Source organism: Fulvivirga sediminis (genome assembly GCF_016757215.1).
GTDB lineage: Bacteria > Bacteroidota > Bacteroidia > Cytophagales > Cyclobacteriaceae > Fulvivirga > Fulvivirga sediminis.
In genome coordinates this window covers 167,026-189,414 of record NZ_JAESIY010000008.1, presented here as the reverse complement: position 1 = coordinate 189,414, position 22,389 = coordinate 167,026, and the positions used below count along the sequence as shown (strand labels likewise).

Below are 22,389 nucleotides of genomic sequence, written 5' to 3'. Positions count from 1 at the left end.
ATACTTTAAATCATAAATAATCTCCACACAGCTGCTATAAGTAAAACAAAGAGTGCTATTGGAGTAAGGTACTTCCATCCTACGCTCATTAATTGATCAATTCTAATTCTAGGATAGGTCCAACGGACCCATATTTGAATTAATACCATCAATAAAGCTTTAGCTATTAACCAAAAAGCACTCCAAAGGTGTCCTGAAAGAGTTCCTATTTCACCTGTAGTCCAATCGGCCAGCCTCACGCTTCCTATGTTAGGTAGTGGGGAGTTCCAGCTACCTAGAAATAATATTACACCGAGAAAACTTACTAATAGCATCATGCCATATTCAGCTAACATGAGCAGCGACCACCTAAAGCCTGAGTATTCAGTCTGAAAACCAGCTACTAGCTCAGACTCAGCCTCGGGCAAGTCAAAAGGAGCACGATTACTCTCTGCCAACGAGGTAATAAAAAAGATAATCCAGGTAATAAATAAAATAGGTACTCTAAAAACATTCCAAGTAAGAAAACCACCTATTTCTGTTACATCTATGCCTAATGCTTTTATTCCAAATAGATAATTTGTTTCCTGCCCTACAGCGTGTACCCCTTGCTGTATAGAAATTTGCTGTAAATCTAATGTCTGACTAATCATCACTACAGAAAGCACACTCAAAGTAAGAGGCACTTCATAGGATATAATTTGTGCGGCTGATCTCATAGCTCCAAATAGAGAGTACTTGTTATTAGAAGCCCAGCCTGCCATAATAATACCTATAGTATCTAAAGAAACTATAGCCAAAAGAAAGAATACTCCTGTTTGAATGGGAGCGCCCTCCCAACCTGAAGTGACAGGCACCACAGCAAAACCAGCAAAAACAAAGGTAAAAACTAATATTGGGGCTATTAAAAAAAGCTTTCTATCGGCCTTAGTAGGCACAATATCCTCTTTTTGCAATAGCTTCACCAAGTCAGCCACCGTTTGAAGTATACCATAATACCCGACTTCCATAGGGCCGTACCTATCTTGTATAAATGCCGAAACCTTTCGTTCTGCATAAATGGCTAAAACAGCAAACAATAACAGAAAAGGAAGAAAAAAAAGAATAGTTGACATAATTATCTCTTTAGCTGACTCGCAAATTAAGAAATCACTCTAAATAATGTTATTGTGAGCAGCTGATCAATGACCTTTAAAAACCCGAATAACCAAAATTATATTTTGATTTTCAAATAAAACACGTGGAATTAATCCCATAAAGGATATTTCTCCAAATTCACCCTTTGCCTAAAGAAAATCTTGGTAGAAGCCTCAAAAGATTCCGTATAATCAGAAACTAAAAAATGGTCATCCACTAAGTTGGGATGCTCATTTAGCATATCTAATTCTTGTAGGAAGCTTTTTAAATACCGGGCTGTAATCTCCGAAGAATCAAGCACCTGTACCTTACCCTGATAGTAGTTTTCTATCTGCTTTTTTACTAGCGGATAGTGAGTACAACCGAGTATTAATGCCTTTATACCCTCAAACATCGCATCACTAAGATATTCATCAATGATTTCACTGCTTATCTTATTATTAAAAAAGCCTTCCTCAATCATAGGCACTAGTAAGGGAGTGGCCTGAGAAACCAAATCAATATGCTGCCCCAGCTGATCTATTTTAGACGCATAAATATTTGACTGAATAGTACGTTTTGTTCCTATAAGTCCAATTTTAGTGGCCTTGAAATTCTCTCTTATGTAATTAATCATAGGATCAATTACATTCACCACTTTGGCTCTGCTACCCACATATTCTTTCAGTAACTCATAAGCCGCCGAGCTGGCCGAATTACAGGCAATAACAATGACCTTGCAACCTCTATTTAGCAACACATCCGCTATCTTCACCGAATAAGCCTGAACCGCCGCTTCTGATTTATCTCCATAGGGCAAGTGAGCCGTATCTCCAAAATAGATCATAGACTCCTCAGGAAGAACGTTTCTAATTGCATGTGCTACGGTAAGCCCTCCTATCCCACTATCAAAAATTCCAACCGGCTTTGCTTTTTTACTTTTCATTTAAATTTATTATTACTTATTATAGGCAAATCTATTATTAAAGAATCAAAGCATGTAAGATTTAATATCAAAAAATAGCTTTAGAAATGGGCATCATTAAAGAACCTTCCGCATTTAGCTAAATATTTTTGTATAATTGCAGCTAATATTAACTAATCAAGATAATACTGACCATGGGTAATAACATACTTAAAGGTAAAAAGGGAATTATTTTTGGAGCACTTGATGAGAACTCAATTGCCTGGAAAACCGCACTTAAAGCTAAAGAAGAAGGCGCTGAGTTTGTATTAACCAATGCTCCCATAGCATTAAGAATGGGAGTGATAAACAAACTTGCTGAAGAATGTGGCTCTGAAGTGATCCCTGCTGATGCTACATCCATAGAAGATCTTACCAACCTTTTTGAGAAATCAATGGAGGTATTAGGTGGAAAATTAGACTTTGTCCTGCATTCTATTGGTATGAGCCCCAACGTTAGAAAAGGCAAGTCATACGGAGACCTTAATTATGACTGGTTTCTAAAAACATTAGACATATCTGGCATGTCGTTTCACAAGGTATTACAAACTGCTGAAAAAACAGAAGCCATGAATGAGTGGGGGTCAATTTTAGCCTTATCATATATCGCTTCTCAGCGTACTTTCCCTGACTATTCTGATATGGCTCAGGCTAAGGCTGTACTAGAATCTATCGCCAGAAGCTATGGCTACAGATTTGCTAAAAATGGAAACGTAAGAGTAAATACTATTTCTCAGTCTCCTACTATGACTACCGCTGGTAGTGGAGTTACAGGCTTTGATGTATTTTTCGACTATGCTGATAAGATGTCACCACTTGGTAATGCAAGTGCCGATGACTGTGCTAACTACATACTCATGATGTTCTCAGACTATACTCGTATGGTTACTATGCAGAACCTGATGCATGATGGTGGGTTCTCTAACTCAGGCATTACTGAAGATATTGTAGCTGCACTTACCAAATAGTATAAAATATCACAAGCTGCCTTCTTAAGTGTGTTCATCACTCATAAGGCAGCTTTTTTATTTCACCTTCACTGTAAATGGTCGTATTTCCAAATATCAAAATCAATCTGGGGCTTAATATTCTATCGCGTAGAGAAGATGGTTATCACAATATCTCCTCAGTTTTTTATCCTTTGCCTTTTACTGATATTTTAGAAATTCTTCCAGACAATGACTTCAGCTTCGTATCTACGGGCCTACCAATACCTGGAAATACCGAGGACAACCTGATCATTAAGGCTTATAATCTCCTCAAAGAAGCGTATAAACTGCCACCGGTAAGTATTCACCTACATAAAATTATACCGATGGGCGCTGGCCTCGGCGGAGGCTCCGCTGATGGTGCCTTTACCATTAAGTGCCTTAATCAACTCTTTGGACTCAACCTATCTACCAAAACCATGGAAGATTACGCGTCCAGGCTAGGAAGTGATTGCCCGTTTTTTATAGAAAACAAACCTGTTTTAGTGGAGGGTACAGGAAATGTTTTTTCTGAAATAGAACTTTCGCTAGAAGGCAAATACCTGATACTTATTTACCCTGAAGTGCATGTGAGTACCGCTCAAGCCTATAGCAAGGTCACCCCAAAGCAGCCTGAGATATCAATAACTGATATTATTAAAAATAAGCCTTTAAGCGAATGGAAAAATGTTCTAAACAATGATTTTGAAAACTCCGTTTTCCAACAGTTTCCCTCCATTTCTAAAGTAAAAAATGAGCTATACGAAGCCGGAGCAACCTACTCTAGCATGACAGGTTCTGGCGCTTCTGTGTTTGGTATTTTTGATAAGAAGCCCTCTATGAAGCTCCCCAATATTATTTGGGAAGCTCAGCTATAAGCTATCTAAGGTTATCTACCTCCAAAGGCTTTCTTTTAAAGATTTTATTGAGTAGAGGATATAACAGCACTGCCAATAATATAATACCTGTACCATAATAAAAACCAGGCTCCATTTTCTCTTTCTCTCCAAAGATGATCACGGCCAGCAAAATTCCGTAAACAGGCTCCAGGTTAATAGTGAGGTTTACCATAAAGGCCGATATCCTCTTCATGAGCTCCACTGAAGCTGAAAATGCATATACAGTACACACTAATGATAAAATAACCAGATAGAACCAATCTATTCCTTGAGGGATTAATTTTAATTCTTCTCCTTGAAGAAAGAAGTATTTATAAATAGGGAAAAATAACAGACAGCCAACACAAGCTCCTATCATTTCATAGTAAGTAATCACAAATTGATTATACTCTTTAGAAAACTTACCATTAATAACAGAAAATATAGCTGCCAGCATAGCTGCTACTATGCCCATAAAAAGGCCTAGTGCATGGTTAAACTCAAATTGAAAAATAACGTACAGGCCCAAGATCACTATCAACCCAAGCCCCACTTCAAAACCTTTTACTTTTCTCTTATTAAAAAGGGGTTCGATAAAGCTGGTCCATAAAGAGCAAGTAGCTGCTCCTGCCAGGCATACAGAAGCTGTAGAAACACGCGCTGCGGCAAAGAATAGTATCCAGTGGGCGGCAATGATCAATCCCGTACCAGCTACTTTCAATATAGCCGATTTACCAATTTTCAAATTCCTCTTCCTTAATTTAAGCATCACCCAAAGGGTAACACTGGCCATAAGCGTACGGTAAAAAACTATTTCTACTGAATTGATAGAAATCAGCAATCCTAAAATAGCAGTGAAGCCCCAGATTAAGACAATAAAATGGAGCTTTAAAAAATCTTTGGTATTAGACATTATTTATCTCGGCACGTATTTATACATGAGCAAAGAAATCCCTCCAAACAAGATGTTCGGAAACCATACAGATAAGGCAGGAGGCAATCCACCTGCTTCAGCTATGGTTTTACTCATGATAAAGAATAGAATATAAACAAAAGAAAGTGTAAAACCGAGTGCTATTTGGAAACCAGCACCTCCACGAGTTTTCTTTGATGAAACTATTACTCCCATAAAAGTAAGTATGAGTACAGCAAAAGGCGAAGTAAATCTGGTATACTTTTCCACTTCAAAAACCTCTACATTACTGGCTCCTCGCATTCTTAATTTGGCTATATGCTCATCCAGCTCATTAATAGTCATAGCATCATAACTCCTATAATCATTCTCAAACTCACTGGGGTGTATGGCAAGTGTAGTATCCATGGTTCTGCCTTCTGATAGCGATTCCTTAGCCCCATCAAGCTCCAATAGCTCCCAATTGCTCAGTGTCCATTTATTTTTCTTATCATCCCATTTAATACGAGAGGCGGATAACTTTTCTGTCAGCTCAGTACCTTTGATCTTCTCAAGCGTAAAATTATAACCCGTGTTAGATTGGTTATTATAATTTCTCATGTAAAGATATGTGTTAGGCGCTACCTGGATATGATAGTTTGTTTTATCAAAGAAAAATTTACTCTTAAGGTATTCTATTTCAAAAGCTACTCTGGACTTATTAGAGTTAGGAATAATCCATCCCGTGAGCACAAAGCTTACCAAAGCAATGAGTATAGAACCTATAAGATAAGGAACCATCATCCTTTTAAAGGAAACCCCACTACTTAGGATAGCAATTATCTCTGTATGCCCTGCCAAACGCGCTGTAACAAAAACAGTAGCAATAAACACCGTTAGAGGCGTAATGAAATTAGCTATCCAGGGAATAAAATCCATATAATAGCCTACAACCTGCAGTGTGGATAGTTGTGCCTCAGTATACTTATCCGTTTTCTCTGTTACATCTATCACCACTATAATGGCTACTATTATAAAAACAGTAAATAGAAATGAACCTAAAAACTTCTTAAGAATGTAACGGTCGATTAATTTCACTAATCTTTGGTTTAAACTTGATTTATAATATTACCTACAGCCTTTGACTCACCTTAGTCACCATTCTGTTTTTCCAATCAGCGAAGGTGCCGTTTTTTATTTGCTCCCTCGCCTCTCCTACCAGCCAAAGGTAAAAGCTGAGATTATGTATGCTAGCAATTTGCGCGCCTAAAATTTCTTTACTCATAATCAGATGACGAAGATACGCTTTTGAATAAAAGGTATCTACATACCCTCCTAAATTTGAATCTATCGGAGAAAAATCATCTTCCCACTTCTTATTCTTGATATTAATGATACCTTCTGAGGTGAAAAGCATGCCATTTCTGGCATTTCGGGTGGGCATAACACAATCAAACATATCTACTCCCAATGCTATGCATTCCAGAATATTAGCTGGCGTACCTACCCCCATAAGATACCTGGGCTTGTCTTTAGGCAATATATCACAAACCAAATCGGTCATTTCATACATCATTTCAGCTGGCTCTCCTACAGAAAGGCCTCCTATGGCATTTCCTTCTCTACCAAATGAGGCTATCATCTCAGCCGATTGTACCCTTAAATCTTTATAAACACTACCCTGAACTATAGGAAAAAGCGTTTGATCATAGCCATACTTGCCCTCTGTTTTATCAAAATGATCACAGCAGCGCTTTAGCCAGCGGTGAGTCATGTGCATAGAGTTTTTAGCATAGTCATACTCACAAGGGTATGGTGTGCATTCATCAAAAGCCATCATAATATCAGCGCCGATAGTTCTTTGAATATCCATCACATATTCTGGTGTAAAATTATGCCTGGATCCATCTATATGCGATTGAAAAGTAACTCCTTCCTCTTTTATCTTTCTGGTATCAGCCAATGAATATACTTGATAACCTCCACTGTCAGTAAGTATAGGCCTGTCCCATCCATTAAATTTATGCAGCCCACCAGCCCTCTCTATAATATCCAGCCCGGGCCTGAGATACAGGTGATAGGTATTACCTAGTATAATCTGGGCTTTTATGTCCTCTTTGAGCTCTCTCTGGTGAACCGCCTTAACGGAACCAGCCGTACCCACGGGCATAAATATGGGAGTTTGTATATCTCCATGATCAGTAGTTACTACTCCTGCTCTGGCCTTGCTGCCTGTATCGTTTGCTTCTAACTTAAACTTCATCGAACTTTCTTAAAAAGTCACAAAAATAGAACATTAAAATGAAGAGACCGAAAACTTTAAGAAGATTACTAATCATCATGGAAAGACCTAACTTTGCTCAAAAGAAAATTTATATTTGCTATTCACATTTTATTAATCATGCATCTTAGCATTTTAACCTACCTGCTCATTACCTGTCTGCTTATTCAGAGCATATATTATATATTATATATGGCTGCTTTTAGCAGATATAAAAATAAATCTGGCACTCCTTTACCAGCCTCGCTTATAGTATGCGCTCATAACGAGGAAGAAAATTTAAGAAGATTACTCCCCTTACTTTATGAGCAGAACCACCCTGACTATGAGATCATTATAGTAGATGATCGATCTTATGATGGAACTTATGATTTTTTACTTGAAGAAGCCGCTAAGAACAGCAAGGTCAAAATAGTAAAAGTAAATGAAAAGCCTGAAAATTTTAATGGCAAAAAATATGCACTCACTTTGGGTATAAAAGCAGCCAAAAAAGAAAATATTATCCTTACTGATGCTGATTGTACTCCTGCCAGCAATAACTGGCTGACACAGATGTCCTCACAATTAGCATCTCCTAAAACTATCAATTTGGGTTTTTCATATTATGAGCAACAAAAAGGCTTTTTAAATACGTTTATTCGTTTTGACACCTTATGGACTGCCATTCAGTACTTGGGCATGGCCCTAGTAGGCAAACCTTACATGGGAGTGGGACGTAACCTAGCTTATACCAGAAGCCTATTTATTGAAAACAAAGGCTTTACCGCACATATGAAAGTAATGGGAGGTGACGATGACCTCTTTGTTAATCAGCATACAAATAAAGGGAATACAGCTATTACGCTAGGAGAAGACACCATAGTATACTCAAAGCCAAAAACATCTTGGAAGTTATTTTTCAGACAGAAAATACGCCATTTAGCTGTAGGGAAACACTATAAATCAGGAAATAAGGTTATTTTAGGACTATTTTCATTAAGTCATATCTTTTTTTGGCTAATTTTAGGAGTTCAAACGGGCATGCAGGTTGAACTTTACTTTGTAATAGGTAGTTTTTTTATAAAAACCCTGTTGCTTTATCTCACGTTTATCATTGCATGCAAAAAATTAGGAGTCAGGTTTAACCTATGGAGCCTAATCTTCCTTGATATAATTTTTGTGTTTTACTATAGTATTATTGGCTTAAAGGCATTATTTACAAAGCGGGTGAGATGGATTTAAAAAAGCAGTTTTCAGATAAAGCATTAGAAGATTTCAAACTGATAGATCAGGCAGTGAAGGATGGTGATGAGCAAGCTTATGCTAAACTCATGGAAAGATATAAACGACCTGTATATCACATGATTCTAAAAATGGTGAGAAATGTAGATGACGCAGAAGATCTTACCATTGAAGCTTTCGCGAAAGCCTTTAAAAACCTGCATCGTTTTAAAAAAGATTATACCTTTAGTACATGGCTTTTTAGAATAGCTACTAATAATGCCATAGACTTTATACGCAAGAAAAGGCTCGAAACCATGAGCCTTGATTCTTCTTTTACTGATGACAATGGTGAAGCCGTACATATAGATGTAGAAGACCACAATCTCAACCCACAAGAAGTGGCCATAAAAAGTCAGAAGATAGAACTAATTCAAATGTTTGTAACTAAACTACCTGCTAAATACCAAAAACTGGTACGGTTACGATATTTCAAAGAATTCTCTTATGAGGAGATTGCCCAAGAACTAAATGCGCCTCTAGGTACGGTTAAAGCACAGCTGCACCGTGCACGGGAGCTTATGTATGACTTAGTTAAAAACAAAAAAGAACACATCTGATTTTGGACATACAGATAGAGCAAGCCTCTTTGGAGGAGATTATTGCTATTTCAAAAAATATCCCAGAATTCGAAAATCCTTATCAGCTCACTGACTATCACAAACGATTAGACAGAGTAAAGTATTTAGCTTTGAAAGCCTTGGTCAATGGGCAGGCTGTTGGCTTTAAATTAGGTTATGACCTTGGCCATCAAATTTTCTACTCATGGTTTGGAGGTGTATTGCCAAATTACCGTCGGTATGGAGTAGCCAAAAAGCTGGCGGATACGCAGGAAGAATGGGTAAAAAAGCATAATTTCCATTTTATTAGGGTCAAAACCAGGAATCATTTCAAACCAATGCTCATCTTTGCTCTGAAAAGCGGCTTTTCTATCATAAATATTGAGAAAAAGGAAAAAACAGAAGAGCACCGCATATTATTGGAAAAAGCACTTATATGAATTCAGACATTATCTTTAAATACTTCCCTGATCTCACGGCAGAACAAAAATCTCAGTATGAAGCATTATATGATCTCTATCAGGATTGGAACAGCCAGATCAATGTCATATCAAGAAAAGATATAGATGAGCTTTATATAAGGCATATTTTACACTCTTTGGGTATAGCCAAAGTAATAAGCTTTAAACCTGGCACTACCGTACTAGATGTTGGTACGGGAGGTGGTTTTCCTGGTATACCTCTGGCTATTATGTTTCCTGAAACACAATTTACTTTAGTAGATAGCATTGGCAAAAAGATAAAAGTAGTAAATGGCGTAAGTGAATCTATTGGTTTGCAAAATGTAGAAGCCTTTCATAACCGAGCAGAACAACTCTCTGATAACTATGACTTTGTAGTAAGCCGTGCTGTAACCAGACTAAAGCCTTTTTACCAATGGGTTAAAAATAAGTTCAAAGCAGACTCTTTCAATGACCTCAAAAACGGAATTCTCTACCTTAAAGGAGGTGATCTCAGTGAAGAACTTAAAGAAGCCAAGAAGAAATATGAGATCTATGACCTGCCTAGCTATTTTGAAGAAGAATTCTTCGAAACAAAAAAAGTAGTATATGTGCCGATAAGCTAAGGTTTAGATAATAACTTTAAGCAGAAAGTCTATCGTTCCTGCGGCGCATAACGATGACTTTCCTTTAGTTTATAGCTTCCAATGTTTAGTGTAATATACTTGAAGCTTCAGCCGATATTACTACCTCTGCTTGAGTAAGTTAATTGAGACTATCAATTATCATTCCTCTAAAGCAGCCTTACTATGGCCACGGCAAAGCAAATCCTTCAGCTGAGTGATCTCCTAAAACTATCCTAACTGAGCTAACCATAAAGGCTCTAATAACACCTTCTACTCATTCAGTACGTTTTTGATTTTTTGAACTATGAAGTGATCTTGCTTATATTTTTTCTTCTTTTGATAGGTGAAAATAAGTAAGCAGCACAAGATAAGTAATATAGCAGCGATTGCTAGGCCAGATATCTTTAAGTAGACTGCTATCTGACTATTAATCCTGGATTGCTTTACCTCTTTGTAGTGATTTTTTATTTCCATATCTAGCAATACCTGTAGCTTATTATAGTCAAGCTGCTCCACCACTTCGGATTTTAGTTGCTCTTGCTGCTTTCGTAGATCTTCAATTCTAAAAATATCTTTGACCTCGACGCTACTATTAGACAAGGCTAAAGCTCGCTGCGACTGAGAAATTAAATCTAAAGAAGTTAAAAGTACATCATTATAAGTGTCTTTGCTGGCAATACGAATAGCTTCATTTAAGATTACTAAGGCTTCGGAGTGTTTATTTTGCAATTGATAAAGTTCAGCCTGAATGTTGGATCTCATTACTAGAATCTGTGGATCACTGGGAGATGCATTCTCTAATTGAAGTGACTTTTCTATCCAATTTTGAGCCAATTTCAAATTCCCTGAATGCATTAAAGACTCTCCAATGTTATTGTACAGGTTAGACTTGATATCGTTCGTGATATCAAGACTTAGAGCTTCTTCATATTGGTTAACGGCTTTTTCGTAATTACCCTTTTTAAAATGAACTTCACCTATTTTATTATGAAGGTAAGCCAGTCTTTTCGAATTACTTGGGTCGATATCTTTTTGGATAGTAAGGGCTTCTTGAAAAGAGGAACTTGCAATATCTAACTCTTTCAATTTCAAATAGCAAATACCTAAGTTTGACTTAGCTACGGATAAATATTTCTGACTTTCACATCGCCTAAAGAATTCCACCGACTTATTGAAGTAGGGAATTGCCTGTTCATAACCTTTAATATGGAGAAACACAATGCCTATGTTATTAAAGCTATGAGCTATCCCTTTGGTATTTTGCACCTCTTGGTTTAGGTCTGCCGAATTTAAGTATGAGTTGATAGCCTTTGAATATAGGCCCTTCTTTTCATACATAATTCCTAAACCTAGGTACGCCTTAGCTTGATATTCTTGGTTTTCAATATCCTGAGCCAGCTTGAGCTGCTTCTCAAGTACATTAATGGTTTTATCAAGATCAACTGCCTCATAGTCGTAAGAAAGCTTATCATAGGCTTCCAGTCGGGTAACAGGATCAATGTCTTTCTCTAATAAAGTTTCTAAAGATTCGGTATCCTGTGGTAGTTCTGCAGGGGTAATATCATTTTCTGAGCAGGACGCAAAAAACAAAAAGCCTGCAAATATTATGAAATATTTGGCTAGGTTCATAGTAGAATAGGTTTAGGTTGTTACAGGGGATAAAGTAATCTTAAAATATTAATAATAAAAAGTTAATATATTGTTATATCTTACATAGAATTACAAACCTAAATTATATTATCATTTTGGATTATCCCTAACTGCCGCCTCTAATATCTTCACCGTTCTCACCAACTGTCTCTGTACTTGAGTTCTTTTGACTTTTTTTAATTTCATCATAAGCATCAGCACAAGAAATAAGTGTTAAAAATGAAGAAAAAGCCATTATTGTTAAAAGTAGTCTAAATATTTTCATGTTGATTATTATTAAAAGTTAGTCTATTCGCAGAGAAATTATCCATGCTATTTTTAGTGGTTTATAAATTCATGTAATAAAATATAAACCACTGTATGAATGTTATAGATTTATCTTTAATCACCTCTGGTAGATTCACCATTTTCACCTACTGTCTCATTCGTAGATTCTTCATTAGTATGATTTATTTCATCATAAGGGTCATTACATGAAATAAGAGATGAAAATGAAGAAAATACTACAGCTATTAAAAGAAGTCGAATAATTTTCATAAGTAATATAATTTTAGATTAGGGTTTAATAATTATAGAAAAAAGAAGCCAACTCTTTTATTCCTGTCCACAAAATGAATAGAGAAAATTAACATGAGTATATCTTATTAAAATCGTATTAATTGTGATTCTAATCACCTCTGGTAGATTCACCTTCACCCCCTGGAGGATCTGTAAGTACATCTTCCTGATTATTAGCTACTTCTTCATAAGGGTCATCACATGAAATAAGCGATGGAAATGAAGAAAATGCCATTATTATTAAAAGTAGTCTAACTATTTTCATATGTCTATTTTTTTTGATTTAGAAAAATGAATTAAAGCGAACTGAATAGACAAATTGTTACTTATAAATCGATGTTAACTAACTAAAAAATCATTAAAGTAAAAAATATAAAGTAGCACAATACTTACATGAGAGTTAGCCCCCTTTTAGTCTGCCTTGGATGAGGCTGACATAAGTGTTAAATAATAAAGGCCGTCTACAGACAGCCTTTATATTAAAAATCACATTAGTGCTATTAAAGCAATTATTTTTTAATCAATAGTCGTGATCGTGTTGCGCCCTTTTCACTAGATAATTTCAGTAAATAAGTTCCTTCCTTAAGTTGGCTAATTTCAATCGCCTTCTCTGTATTAACATAGCTTGTACTCACCAAAGTACCCTCTATGCTGTAAATGTCGGCTTGCACATAGTTAGTATCTAATCCTGAAACCTTAAAGTAGTCGTGAGCCGGATTAGGATACAATGTGAACTCATTATTGATATATATCTCATTCTGGATAGCCTGCCTCCCTGCACTGGCTCCGCTAGCAGCTGTAGCCCAGTAAAAGGTTTCCCAGTCATTAATTTCAGGTCGGTCGCACATCACCCCTGATAGTCCATTTTCAGAGCTAACGTATTTTCCATTATTTCCTAAGATGGCAAAGGCATTACCTTCAAGAGACACCCATGTAAATTTTTCCCAATCGCCTATAGTTTCACGATCGCACATCATTGGAGAGTCTCCATTTTCAGAACTGACATACTTTCCGTTGCTTCCTCTGAGTGAAAACCTTCCATCGGGGTGATCAATAACATCAAATTCTTCCCAGCCTTCCGCACTTTCACGATCACACATCATGGCTGATTGCCCATCTTCAGAACTTAAGTATTTTTGATTGCTTCCTTTAATGGTAATGCTCCAGTAACTAGGAGGGTTAGAATCTCCAAGATTGAGTTGTGCCCATATAGGAAAGTGATCTGATCCTACCGGAGTATATATAACCTCACTGGCCACCGTCTGAGTATTGGATGAGGCCGGCACATATATATAATCAAATTTTATAGTTCCAAAAGTGCTACCCCCACCTGAAGGGTGTACATCGCGGTACGTATCTCGTAATTTAACAGGATTGTCACTTCCTGATTTGAAGAAAGAAGTTACAAAATCACCCTCTGTAGAGTTAAAATCACCTGTTAAGATAACAGGGTCTTTTATATTTCTATCATTCACCTTTTGGCTAAGTAACTTCGCACTTTTAGAGCGGGCCGATGACAATTCAGGAGTAGGAAAGTGGCTGTTAAATATATAAAAAGCCTTACCTGATGAGTTCTCTATTAATCGAACATAGGTGCAAATACGGTTGTAGTTGGGGTCCCAGCCAGATCCACATGCACCCGAATTATCCTTGAACCAAAAACTTCCAGAATTGCTTTCGTCTACACTATATTTCCCTGACTTATAAAATATGAAAGAGCCCTCACCACTGCCATTGCATTCGCGCCCGCGACCATATGAAGCATAACCCGGGCACTGAGACTTAATATAATCGACCATGTATGCGTGTGCTTCCTGCGATCCTATTACATCAGGCTGATTGGAATTAATAATATTTGCCACATTGCCTTTTCTGCCGTCCCAGTTGGTATTATATGGTTGTTGAATATTGAAAGACAGTACTTTTACATTTTGTGCATGCAGAGCCACGCTGCATAAAGAAAGTAAAATAATTAGATGAATTTTTGTTTTCATTTGTGTTTTAAATTTTTCTTAAAAAATCAATAAGGTTTAGTAGTCAATTGATCGGGGTAAAACATGGCTATTGATTTTTACCGCAAACTATGGATTCGAAAGTAAATTACCTAAGATCATTAAGTCCGAATGTCAGCCTTGTAATATTAGTTTCATAACAACACTGATTTCAACAAGCGCGAGTTCGGAAGACTGAAAAAACGTCCAAAATACACCCTAAGCAGTGAATCCATCCTTTTTCCCATCATTTAGGACAACATTATATGGAATAAAAAATATATTATGAGTTTCAGAATTGAAGGTTTGAATTGAACCAACCTAGTTAAAAATCAGTGACTTGAAGGCTCGGCATCACTGAAGACAGTGGCATGAAAAAATTAGGCTTAGATATAAAACTTAATTTATATAAATAATAATTTTAATTCTAAAAACAAAGTGTAGGGCTACCTCTCCTTAGTGCCTTCTTTCAATATTTCTCCATGCGCTTACCCTGATAGCTTAAAATTGCTCTATAGCATTATTCAGAGTAATACAATAAACTGTTTATGCCCATACCATGGTGATTAAAGATAAAATATCTGGAATCTCCAATTGGCAGCTGTAGCGTAAATTGCGCATCCAGATATAACAATCCTTATTATTAGGAGAAAGGCAAATATGATTCGCACCCTATCCTTAATAGTGTAAACTAAATAGATCAGCAAAATAGTGAACTGCAGACAAGAAAACTATTGTGTTAGTTTTGCTTCCGTACGTAATAGAATAATATATTAACCAGTACTTATGATAATTTTATTCCAAAGAAATCCTAATATCTGTGTTTGCACATTTCGCCTCCCTTGAACATTGGCTACTAGTAAATAAAAGTGTATGCATCTTCCTCATATAGTCTGTAGCCGACCATCTTGCAATACGGTTTGGCGATTTTCTAGCAGTTCTTTCAGTTTTTGCAGGTTATCTGCCACCGCCTTTTTTATCTTCCTTTTAAAGAAAAACTCCATCAGGCTAGGGTATTCGGTATCTACCTGAAATACATCCTTTATGGCAGTAGAATGATCTACCATTCTACTCAATATAAAAACTCTATGAAAATGTATAGGGCTGTCGGCTGATTTCACTGACTGTAACACCACCTTTTGGTATGGCACCAGCTCTGATATTTTAAAATACTGCTGATCATTCTTGCGTCGTTGAAAATACACACTTCCTTCCCCCTCTCCTTCTACCTTAGTTACTGAAGTAACATAATAATTCCATTTAGGTAAATTTTCACATTCTAAAATAAAGTCATAAACCTCTTCTAGCCTTGAGTTTATAACAAGGTTATTAGTAAAAGTAATCATGAGTATTTGGTTTAGGTTGAATAAATACTGTAGATAAATATGTTTGGCACTATCCCATCACACCGAGCATCTCCCTCTTCTGAAATACCTGATCTCTAAGTATTGAGAAATACAGGTGCCTCTGCTTTCTGTTAGAGTTATTGATCAACACTGAATTATTAATAATTAAGTCAATCCACATTTTTATATCGTCATATAAAGTAGGGTCAAAAGCCTTCATTGAATTCTTAATAAATGTTTATGCCCCACCAATTAACTGCAAGGGATGTGACACTGATATTTCATAAATAAAATTTAAGCATAAATTAATACAATAAAATCAAAATAAATAAATAATTATGAAAGATTATGTATTCGTTATTATCAAAAAATTCCATTCTCATTACCTCCTATCAACCTATAAATATTCATGATATCTTGAAGCTTCAATTAAGGACTTACTTGGCAGGCAATCTTCAATAAAAGATGCAGCAGCCCACGTTAACACTCAAGACAAACTATTTTAAGAAGATGCAAAAGCTAAATATGCAGCTATAATATTAATAGAATCTCTGGCCAAATCTCATTTGAATTAGACCATTTACAAAGCAGAAATACCCCACTACTAAAGCTTTATACTCTAGTAATGGGGTATTAACAAGGTGCTTTCCTCTATTTCAATTATGAAGAAAAACAACCATCATCAATGTTTTAAATAGAACAGTTATTTGTATAAGCATGTAGCAAGGAAGCTCTTAAGGCTAAACTCTCCTCTATATCAACTTACAGCTATTTTATATTTCTTCATGAAGTAAAAAGTCTAAAAATATCTTTCTTTTAGGCTATAAAGCTAAAATAAGGTTTGTAATACGGAAATATAAATCGGGATGGTATATTCAAGTATAAACCAGAAGCTATTAACATATTGTACATAATATTTGGCCTGGGCGCTCTTTTGCGTAATGCGGTTGCTATTCCTTTTCTTACAGTTTGCTTGGTATGCCAATCAATATTAAAAGAAATAGAATTAGTAAGACCTCTCACCTGATGTAATGTACCAGCAGGCATAAAAAGAATATCGCCGGGTCCCACATGAAATTTAATAGGTGCAACCTCCTTAAATAAAGGATACATATCGTAGTTGGGTTTATCGAGATTCACTTTAGACCACTTCCATTTATGCATATAACATTTATCTAAGTCTTTGGCCAATACAATAGTGAATTCCTTATAGCCTTTCACTTGAAAAAATAGATTATTAGTAAATAATGTATCTATATGCGGAGGTGTAAAGCTATTTTCCGCACCCATAAAAAAGCATATATAATTCCACCATTTATCTTTGTACCACTTAGGTAAAAAGTCTGTAGGAAAAGGCTCTATATCATCGCTAAGTTGAGGCATAATTTGAAATATTGGGAAATCATGAAGATAGTGAGAAGGTCTATTGTTTCGGGATGGAGTAGAAATGATCTGTACATATTCTTTTAATGTCATGCAAGAAAGTTCTCCTCTAGACACATCCCCTTTTTTAGCCACAATCTTATTATCCATAGTAAGATTACCGAAATATGATTCATCCCAACAATGATATGCCTTCCACTGCTGCATCATATCTTTGATAATTACTGGCTTATTTTTACTTACATACTCACTGTAGAATTTTTGCGGACTGAGATTGTACTCAACATCCAATGGAGATTCTGCAATTTCTGAGGGAAATATTGAAACACTTTGATTCATAGCTGTTTAGAGTTAAATATTAAGTATTTGGATTTAAAGGTTAATTTTCAGAAAGCAATAGGACATCTGGCCTACCTCAGAACGGGGAAGGGTTCTTTTGACTCCGGAGTTATTATATTCTGTGATAATAGCTTTGCGTTTTATGATGCAGAAATCATCATTTGAAGTACGCAAAGTATCCTAAAGAATAATATTGATGATTAAAATACCACCCAATTCTAAAGGTTTTGAAAGAAGATATTAATCAAGTAATTAATTACTGCATAATCACACCAATAGGCGTGATTAATTTATATTTATTCAGAACGTAAAGCTTTAATAGGACTAGCTTTTATAGCTGAAATAATACGGTAACTTATAGTACTAAAAGCCACCAAAAATATTACCAGAGCAGAGAGTAGAAATGGTAAAATAGAAACCTTAACGTGATAAGCGTAGATTCCGTCAAGGAATAAATTCACTAACAAATAACCAAAGGCACTGCCTAATATGGTGGCTAAAATAAGTAGAATAACGAACTCTTTATTTACTACATAAAATATGTGCAAAGATGATGCTCCCAATGATTTACGAATAGCGATTTCTTTCAACTTCCTAATCACCTTTATAGAAACCATTGTAAAAAGTCCTGTAACTGACAAAATAAGTGCTACTACAGCCAGAAAAAGAAATATGCTTTTCACATTACTATTAGCCACCCGAGCTTCTCTTGTGGTGTCTTCCTGGTAAAAACTCTCATATTGCTCACTGAAATTAGAGTTCCAGTTTTGCTTTAGGTAATCATTACTCTCTATTAGATTTGAGGCATTTGTTTTAGTGATTAAGTAATGAAAATTATCTGGTGCAGTTAACTGTACTACTACCGGTTTTATAGCTTCCCACATGCCTTTATTATAAAAGTTTTTCAACACGCCTACCGCTTCATAAACTTTACCGTTTATCTCTAGCTTCTTACCTACTGCATCTTTCCAGCCAAAAGCACTCATGAGCTGCTCGTTTACCAAGACTGCATTATTTCTATCTGCCTCTGAATGTTTATGAAAATTACGACCATTTATTATTTGAAGACCTAAGGTTTCCACATAGCCATCTCCTACTTCAAGCAAATCAACCTCCTCTTCTACGCTACCACTCTTTACTACTGCCACTCCATTATCTACTCCTATTTGATGCTGGCTGCCACTGACTCCAATTGTATTGCTGTGCTGAGATGCTAATTGATAAAACCGCTCATACTGCTGCCTTCCATTTACTTTAACTACTATAAGAGATTCTTTGTCATAACCATAGTCAAGTGTATTTTGATACTCTGCATTTTGCATAAAAATAACTCCTGCAGCTACCGCAGCCAAGGAGGATGAAAATTGAATGGTAAGAAGAAATTTTGAAAACACCGTAGTGCTACCAAATTTCAGCTTCTCTTTAAAAATCTGTGCTGGCTCATGCTTGCTGATAAAAAAAGCAGGGTATGCTCCAGCCAGAAAACTAGCTATCAGCACCATTATCAATAGAAAAACAATAAAAGCGATGTCATTAAAATGCAGCTCAATATCAAGCCCCACCCAAAGGCTACTGTAGGCAGGTATTAACTTCTGAGCAATAATGAGAGCTACCAGCATTGACAAAAAGCAGAAAAAGAGGCTTTCTATTAAAAATTGACTAATCAATTTAGAATGTGTAGCCCCGAATACTTTCCTTAAGCCAATTTCTTTTAACCTCTTACTGGAAAGAGCTATACTGGTATTAGTAAAATTAAAACAAGCTACCAACAGAATTATCCCGGCCATAATAATAGGACTTACTATAGCTGAAGGTATAAAACTATGTTCCAAATAGTTAGCATACATGTCTCGCCCGTCAGGAGCCACCTCCATCATCGGATCGATATAGAAATTATTAACATCCCAGATATCTTCAAGACTGTTTTGTACAGAAAGGTATTTACTTAGATTTTTTTCAACCTCAGCAGCCGCCTGAGGAGTACTTGTGGTGAAAAAAGTAGCATATACCCATTGTGACCAATCGCTATTCTTTACCTCATTAAAATCCAGATAATTTTGAAAATTGGTAACGGCATCAAACTGTAGGCTTGAATTTTCTGGTATTTTCTCAAAAACACCACCTACTAGAAATTCAGCATAGCTATTATCTTTAAGTAGAATTCTTAAAGTTCTTCCTACAGGGTCTTCACTCTTAAAAAACAACTCAGATGTTTCTTCAGAAAGATAAATGTAATCTTTTGCACCAAAGTCTGACTTACTACCATACTTCAGTGGAAAAGAAAATATATCAAGAAAATCATCATCTGCATAAGCCACCCTTCTGCTAAAGGTATCATAATCTTTCTTGAAATTAACACTACTATATACAAACCGGGTTACTTGGTCTATATTAGCGATATCATTTTTAATAACATCACCTATGGGTAATGGCACCACTCCCCAATGCTGAAGCTCGCCCTGAACTTTTCTTAAACTATTGATCCGATATATGTTGTCCTTTTGAGTATGAAATGCATTAAAGTTCTCATTAAACTCAAAGCTAAGATAAGAGATCATGCAAAATGTGAAAGCAAAGGCCAGTCCTAAAACATTAATACTGATGTAGAGCTTATTTTTAAATAAATCTCTAATAAAAACCTTTAAATAATGGGTAAACATAGGTTAAGGTTAAGGTTTATAAAATATATGAAGTGAAAACTGAACAGTACTAAACCAGGTTAGAACTGTACAGCTTTCATAATTTTGAAAGAGAAGTAAAAATTAGAATTCTATCTTATAACTGATAAAAGGGAGTATTCCCAAGCCATAATCTTTTTCGATTTGCTGAGAACGAAAGTTGTATACATATTCGGTAAACTGCTGAATATTAAAAGCATTTTTGAGCTGCACAGCAATTATTCCTGCATATTTAGCTCTATTCATCCGGTAGGTTACTGTGAGATCTATATTATAAAATCCTGGATCTCTTTCTTCATAAGCATGGCTATAGTCAAAAACCACCTCTTTATCATTAACCGATTGCTGCTTATCAATCAAAGCTTGTCTGAGCCCACCTGAAAACGTTAATCTTCCATTGATCCCTAAGACATTATTTTTGCTTCTGCCTACTAAGATTTCCTTACCTCCCAAAATATTAAGTAAATAATTGCTATTAAACCGGGTGTTATATCGCTTACCATCTCCTCCTTCATACGTTGATGAAAAAACGGAACTGCTCAGCATATAATAAAATCCTTTTTTAAAGAAGCGTTCAAACGTAAGGTCTATCCCTACGTTTCGCCCTGTACCCTCATTCACCAATACTTTATCAAAGAATGGTTCTCTAGTAAAATTAAGAAGGGAATAATAAGTGCCTTTCTCTACAGGCACATTGAAAAGGTACTGGAAATATGGCTCTACTTTTAACCTTAGGTGATCATTAAAAAGATGATCATAGGCAATAACAATATGATGAGCTCTGGTGAACTCCAGAGATTTATTAGGAGTACCTAAATCACCTTGTGCATCTGGTATTTTGGCAAAATAGATATTTAGTGGTTCCGTATTACTGTGTAGACCATAGCCAAAACTAATAGTGTTAGAAGGGTTAACTGTATATTTAAGTCCTACTCTTGGCTCCACTGACAAATCATTATTAACACTAAAATGTAATAAGTGAACGCCAATGTTAGCCACAGTTCTTGGGGTCAACTGCAAACTACTTTGAGTATATGCCTGAAACATGTTAGCCTGCCCATCATCATCCACATATTGCACCAAGTCATTTTGTTCTTTTTCATAGGATTTCAGATTTAGGTTGTATCCCATTCGGTGCAAATAAAAACCTGTCTTATTAGTATGCCTGCTTCCGAAATAATTTTCCAGAAACGAGGCTAATGTAAACCGGTAAGTATTATCTACAATATATTGATCTGGCCTTACCGCCTTCTCTTCAAAAAGCCCCTGATCCATAGTGAATCCGGTGCCTGAGGCAGCCAAGGTAGATTGTATATAAGTCTTTGAATTGATATTATACTTATGTACCAAGCCTGTAGCGCCTACCGACATGTCTATTTCAAATTGCTCACGATCATAGTTTGTTTCCCATAAACTAGAATCGCTCTCACCTTCATCTTTATTAAAACTCTTGCCACCAATACCGTATAAGGAAAATACACCCATCTTTTCTGTTGGTAAATTAACTTTAAAAGAGAAGTCCTGATAAGTAGCTATTTGGTCTCTATCTAGTATTTCACTTATTAGCCCAATAGTAGAATAACGATAATTGGCCAGGTATGAACTCCCTTTGCCTTTTACAAACGGCCCTTCTGACCCTACCTCAATACCTTGAACTCCTAACTGAACCATATGCTCTCGATTTTGATTATTACCATTACGAAACTTCATATCAAATACTCCCGCCATGGCATTACCATATTCAGCAGGAAAAGCACCGGTAAAAAAATCTGAGTTAGCGAGAAGGTTACTGCTAAAGATGGTCACAAGCCCGCCGCCTATTACATTCACTCCTCCAAAGTGACTAGGATTGGGTATCTCAACCCCTTCTAGTCTCCAGTGAACCCCTTTAGGGCTATTTCCCCTAATAATCAAGGCATTATCCTGCGTAGCAGGACCAGAAGCCACTCCCGCAAAGGCAGACACCATTCTGGCCGGATCATCCAATCCTCCTGCATATCTACGAGTTTCTTCTACAGAAAAGGACCTGGCACTCACTGTTGCCATTTCATTAAGAGGCTTATCCTTGGAAAACTTGTCTTTAACAACAATTTCATTCATTACCATAGTGCTCTCTTCTAATGATGCCTCCAGCACCAATTCTTTGGCTGAGCTCACCAATACTTGTCGGAGTGTAGTAGTCTCATATCCCATACTACTAATCTGTATGTCATAACGGCCTATGGGCACATTTTCAATAATAAAATCACCATCAATTCCGGTTACACTACCTTTTATAGGATCCGTGCCCACCACTATCACACTGGCTCCCACAAGCGGTTCCCGGGTGTTAGCCTCTGTTACATGTCCTCTAATACTCTGACTTAGTACCTGGCAGTAAGCCGGCTTTGTTGTTAGAGATAAATTAAAAAACATAAAAAGCACAAAAAATAGAACTTTAGGTTTGTAGGTCTTCTTAAGGTTAGGTTGCATTTTGATTT

21 protein-coding genes are annotated in these 22,389 nt (G+C 36.3%); 6 read left to right on the top strand and 15 right to left on the bottom strand.

Going from position 1 to position 22,389, the window contains the following annotated elements; genetic code table 11:
- Window positions 1-5 precede the first annotated feature (5 nt).
- Together JL102_RS15435 and murI are read right to left on the bottom strand one after the other, a co-directional pair.
- The gene (locus JL102_RS15435; RefSeq protein WP_202245327.1) at window positions 6-1,094 is read right to left on the bottom strand and encodes a complex I subunit 1/NuoH family protein; all 1,089 of its coding nucleotides are present in this window, start codon (window positions 1,092-1,094) and stop codon (window positions 6-8) included.
- 131 nt (window positions 1,095-1,225) lie between these two features.
- Complete coding sequence (murI, locus tag JL102_RS15430; protein WP_202245326.1) at window positions 1,226-2,041, bottom strand: glutamate racemase; 816 nt, start codon at window positions 2,039-2,041, stop codon at window positions 1,226-1,228.
- Between the two features lie 173 nt (window positions 2,042-2,214).
- Here murI and JL102_RS15425 point away from each other — a divergent pair, with 173 nt between their 5' ends.
- Together JL102_RS15425 and ispE are read left to right on the top strand one after the other, a co-directional pair.
- The gene (locus JL102_RS15425; RefSeq protein WP_202245325.1) at window positions 2,215-3,027 is read left to right on the top strand and encodes an enoyl-ACP reductase FabI; all 813 of its coding nucleotides are present in this window, start codon (window positions 2,215-2,217) and stop codon (window positions 3,025-3,027) included.
- Window positions 3,028-3,104: 77 nt separating this feature from the next.
- Complete coding sequence (ispE, locus tag JL102_RS15420) at window positions 3,105-3,905, top strand: 4-(cytidine 5'-diphospho)-2-C-methyl-D-erythritol kinase (RefSeq protein WP_202245324.1); 801 nt, start codon at window positions 3,105-3,107, stop codon at window positions 3,903-3,905.
- 1 nt (window position 3,906) lies between these two features.
- On the opposite strand, the gene JL102_RS15415 is transcribed toward ispE, so the two are convergent.
- Genes JL102_RS15415 through tgt form a run of 3 tightly spaced genes read right to left on the bottom strand, consistent with a single transcriptional unit; the run spans window position 3,907 to window position 7,060 of the window.
- Window positions 3,907-4,818: a DMT family transporter gene (locus JL102_RS15415; protein ID WP_202245323.1), complete on the bottom strand. Its 912-nt coding sequence runs from the start codon at window positions 4,816-4,818 to the stop codon at window positions 3,907-3,909.
- A 3-nt stretch (window positions 4,819-4,821) separates the two neighbouring features.
- Window positions 4,822-5,895 carry an LptF/LptG family permease gene (locus tag JL102_RS15410; RefSeq protein ID WP_202245322.1) on the bottom strand — a complete coding sequence of 358 codons (1,074 nt, stop codon included), beginning with the start codon at window positions 5,893-5,895 and terminating at the stop codon, window positions 4,822-4,824.
- A 34-nt stretch (window positions 5,896-5,929) separates the two neighbouring features.
- Window positions 5,930-7,060 carry a tRNA guanosine(34) transglycosylase Tgt gene (tgt, locus tag JL102_RS15405; protein WP_202245321.1) on the bottom strand — a complete coding sequence of 377 codons (1,131 nt, stop codon included), beginning with the start codon at window positions 7,058-7,060 and terminating at the stop codon, window positions 5,930-5,932.
- Between the two features lie 210 nt (window positions 7,061-7,270).
- Between tgt and JL102_RS15400 the strand changes: the two genes are divergently transcribed.
- From JL102_RS15400 to rsmG, 4 genes are read left to right on the top strand one after another with little or no spacing between them, the layout of a single operon-like run.
- Entirely contained in the window at window positions 7,271-8,299 is a 1,029-nt protein-coding gene (locus JL102_RS15400) for a glycosyltransferase (protein WP_237390613.1), read from the top strand.
- A complete protein-coding gene (locus JL102_RS15395; RefSeq protein ID WP_202245320.1) occupies window positions 8,290-8,898 on the top strand; it encodes an RNA polymerase sigma factor in 609 nt (202 codons plus the stop codon). The genes JL102_RS15400 and JL102_RS15395 overlap by 10 nt, the downstream gene beginning before the upstream one ends.
- A 2-nt stretch (window positions 8,899-8,900) precedes the next feature.
- The gene (locus tag JL102_RS15390) at window positions 8,901-9,338 is read left to right on the top strand and encodes a GNAT family N-acetyltransferase (protein ID WP_202245319.1); all 438 of its coding nucleotides are present in this window, start codon (window positions 8,901-8,903) and stop codon (window positions 9,336-9,338) included.
- Window positions 9,335-9,964, top strand: a complete 630-nt coding sequence (gene rsmG, locus JL102_RS15385; RefSeq protein ID WP_202245318.1) for a 16S rRNA (guanine(527)-N(7))-methyltransferase RsmG — start codon at window positions 9,335-9,337, stop codon at window positions 9,962-9,964. Before JL102_RS15390 ends, rsmG begins: the two co-directional genes overlap by 4 nt.
- A gap of 270 nt (window positions 9,965-10,234) precedes the next feature.
- Here rsmG and JL102_RS15380 read toward each other — a convergent pair whose 3' ends face one another.
- The 10 genes from JL102_RS15380 to JL102_RS15335 all read right to left on the bottom strand — a co-directional run bounded on the left by JL102_RS15380 (window position 10,235) and on the right by JL102_RS15335 (window position 22,381).
- Window positions 10,235-11,593 carry a tetratricopeptide repeat protein gene (locus tag JL102_RS15380; RefSeq protein WP_202245317.1) on the bottom strand — a complete coding sequence of 453 codons (1,359 nt, stop codon included), beginning with the start codon at window positions 11,591-11,593 and terminating at the stop codon, window positions 10,235-10,237.
- 127 nt (window positions 11,594-11,720) lie between these two features.
- Window positions 11,721-11,879, bottom strand: a complete 159-nt coding sequence (locus tag JL102_RS15375; protein ID WP_202245316.1) for a hypothetical protein — start codon at window positions 11,877-11,879, stop codon at window positions 11,721-11,723.
- Between the two features lie 116 nt (window positions 11,880-11,995).
- A complete protein-coding gene (locus tag JL102_RS15370; RefSeq protein WP_202245315.1) occupies window positions 11,996-12,151 on the bottom strand; it encodes a hypothetical protein in 156 nt (51 codons plus the stop codon).
- Between the two features lie 130 nt (window positions 12,152-12,281).
- Window positions 12,282-12,437 carry a hypothetical protein gene (locus tag JL102_RS15365; RefSeq protein ID WP_202245314.1) on the bottom strand — a complete coding sequence of 52 codons (156 nt, stop codon included), beginning with the start codon at window positions 12,435-12,437 and terminating at the stop codon, window positions 12,282-12,284.
- Between the two features lie 244 nt (window positions 12,438-12,681).
- Window positions 12,682-14,166, bottom strand: a complete 1,485-nt coding sequence (locus tag JL102_RS15360; RefSeq protein ID WP_202245313.1) for an endonuclease/exonuclease/phosphatase family protein — start codon at window positions 14,164-14,166, stop codon at window positions 12,682-12,684.
- Between the two features lie 881 nt (window positions 14,167-15,047).
- A complete protein-coding gene (locus JL102_RS15355; RefSeq protein ID WP_202245312.1) occupies window positions 15,048-15,509 on the bottom strand; it encodes an SRPBCC family protein in 462 nt (153 codons plus the stop codon).
- 49 nt (window positions 15,510-15,558) lie between these two features.
- Window positions 15,559-15,729 (bottom strand): hypothetical protein, encoded by a 171-nt coding sequence (locus tag JL102_RS15350; RefSeq protein WP_202245311.1) that lies wholly within the window; start codon window positions 15,727-15,729, stop codon window positions 15,559-15,561.
- 596 nt (window positions 15,730-16,325) lie between these two features.
- A complete protein-coding gene (locus JL102_RS15345; RefSeq protein WP_202245310.1) occupies window positions 16,326-17,231 on the bottom strand; it encodes a cupin-like domain-containing protein in 906 nt (301 codons plus the stop codon).
- A 296-nt stretch (window positions 17,232-17,527) separates the two neighbouring features.
- Window positions 17,528-19,891 (bottom strand): ABC transporter permease, encoded by a 2,364-nt coding sequence (locus JL102_RS15340; protein WP_202245309.1) that lies wholly within the window; start codon window positions 19,889-19,891, stop codon window positions 17,528-17,530.
- Between the two features lie 102 nt (window positions 19,892-19,993).
- Window positions 19,994-22,381, bottom strand: coding sequence for a TonB-dependent receptor (locus JL102_RS15335; RefSeq protein ID WP_202245308.1), 2,388 nt, complete (start codon window positions 22,379-22,381; stop codon window positions 19,994-19,996).
- Window positions 22,382-22,389: the final 8 nt, after the last annotated feature.

Excerpts from the sequence above, each read along its gene's own strand:
- JL102_RS15435 (WP_202245327.1), bottom strand. The coding sequence starts at position 1,094 with ATGTCAACTATTCTTTTTTTTCTTCCTTTTCTGTTATTGTTTGCTGTT.
- murI (WP_202245326.1), bottom strand. The coding sequence starts at position 2,041 with ATGAAAAGTAAAAAAGCAAAGCCGGTTGGAATTTTTGATAGTGGGATA.
- JL102_RS15425 (WP_202245325.1), top strand. The coding sequence starts at position 2,215 with ATGGGTAATAACATACTTAAAGGTAAAAAGGGAATTATTTTTGGAGCA.
- ispE (WP_202245324.1), top strand. The coding sequence starts at position 3,105 with ATGGTCGTATTTCCAAATATCAAAATCAATCTGGGGCTTAATATTCTA.
- JL102_RS15415 (WP_202245323.1), bottom strand. The coding sequence starts at position 4,818 with ATGTCTAATACCAAAGATTTTTTAAAGCTCCATTTTATTGTCTTAATC.
- tgt (WP_202245321.1), bottom strand. The coding sequence starts at position 7,060 with ATGAAGTTTAAGTTAGAAGCAAACGATACAGGCAGCAAGGCCAGAGCA.
- JL102_RS15400 (WP_237390613.1), top strand. The coding sequence starts at position 7,271 with ATGGCTGCTTTTAGCAGATATAAAAATAAATCTGGCACTCCTTTACCA.
- JL102_RS15395 (WP_202245320.1), top strand. The coding sequence starts at position 8,290 with ATGGATTTAAAAAAGCAGTTTTCAGATAAAGCATTAGAAGATTTCAAA.
- rsmG (WP_202245318.1), top strand. The coding sequence starts at position 9,335 with ATGAATTCAGACATTATCTTTAAATACTTCCCTGATCTCACGGCAGAA.
- JL102_RS15380 (WP_202245317.1), bottom strand. The coding sequence starts at position 11,593 with ATGAACCTAGCCAAATATTTCATAATATTTGCAGGCTTTTTGTTTTTT.
- JL102_RS15375 (WP_202245316.1), bottom strand. The coding sequence starts at position 11,879 with ATGAAAATATTTAGACTACTTTTAACAATAATGGCTTTTTCTTCATTT.
- JL102_RS15370 (WP_202245315.1), bottom strand. The coding sequence starts at position 12,151 with ATGAAAATTATTCGACTTCTTTTAATAGCTGTAGTATTTTCTTCATTT.
- JL102_RS15365 (WP_202245314.1), bottom strand. The coding sequence starts at position 12,437 with ATGAAAATAGTTAGACTACTTTTAATAATAATGGCATTTTCTTCATTT.
- JL102_RS15360 (WP_202245313.1), bottom strand. The coding sequence starts at position 14,166 with ATGAAAACAAAAATTCATCTAATTATTTTACTTTCTTTATGCAGCGTG.
- JL102_RS15355 (WP_202245312.1), bottom strand. The coding sequence starts at position 15,509 with ATGATTACTTTTACTAATAACCTTGTTATAAACTCAAGGCTAGAAGAG.
- JL102_RS15350 (WP_202245311.1), bottom strand. The coding sequence starts at position 15,729 with ATGAAGGCTTTTGACCCTACTTTATATGACGATATAAAAATGTGGATT.
- JL102_RS15345 (WP_202245310.1), bottom strand. The coding sequence starts at position 17,231 with ATGAATCAAAGTGTTTCAATATTTCCCTCAGAAATTGCAGAATCTCCA.
- JL102_RS15340 (WP_202245309.1), bottom strand. The coding sequence starts at position 19,891 with ATGTTTACCCATTATTTAAAGGTTTTTATTAGAGATTTATTTAAAAAT.
- JL102_RS15335 (WP_202245308.1), bottom strand. The coding sequence starts at position 22,381 with ATGCAACCTAACCTTAAGAAGACCTACAAACCTAAAGTTCTATTTTTT.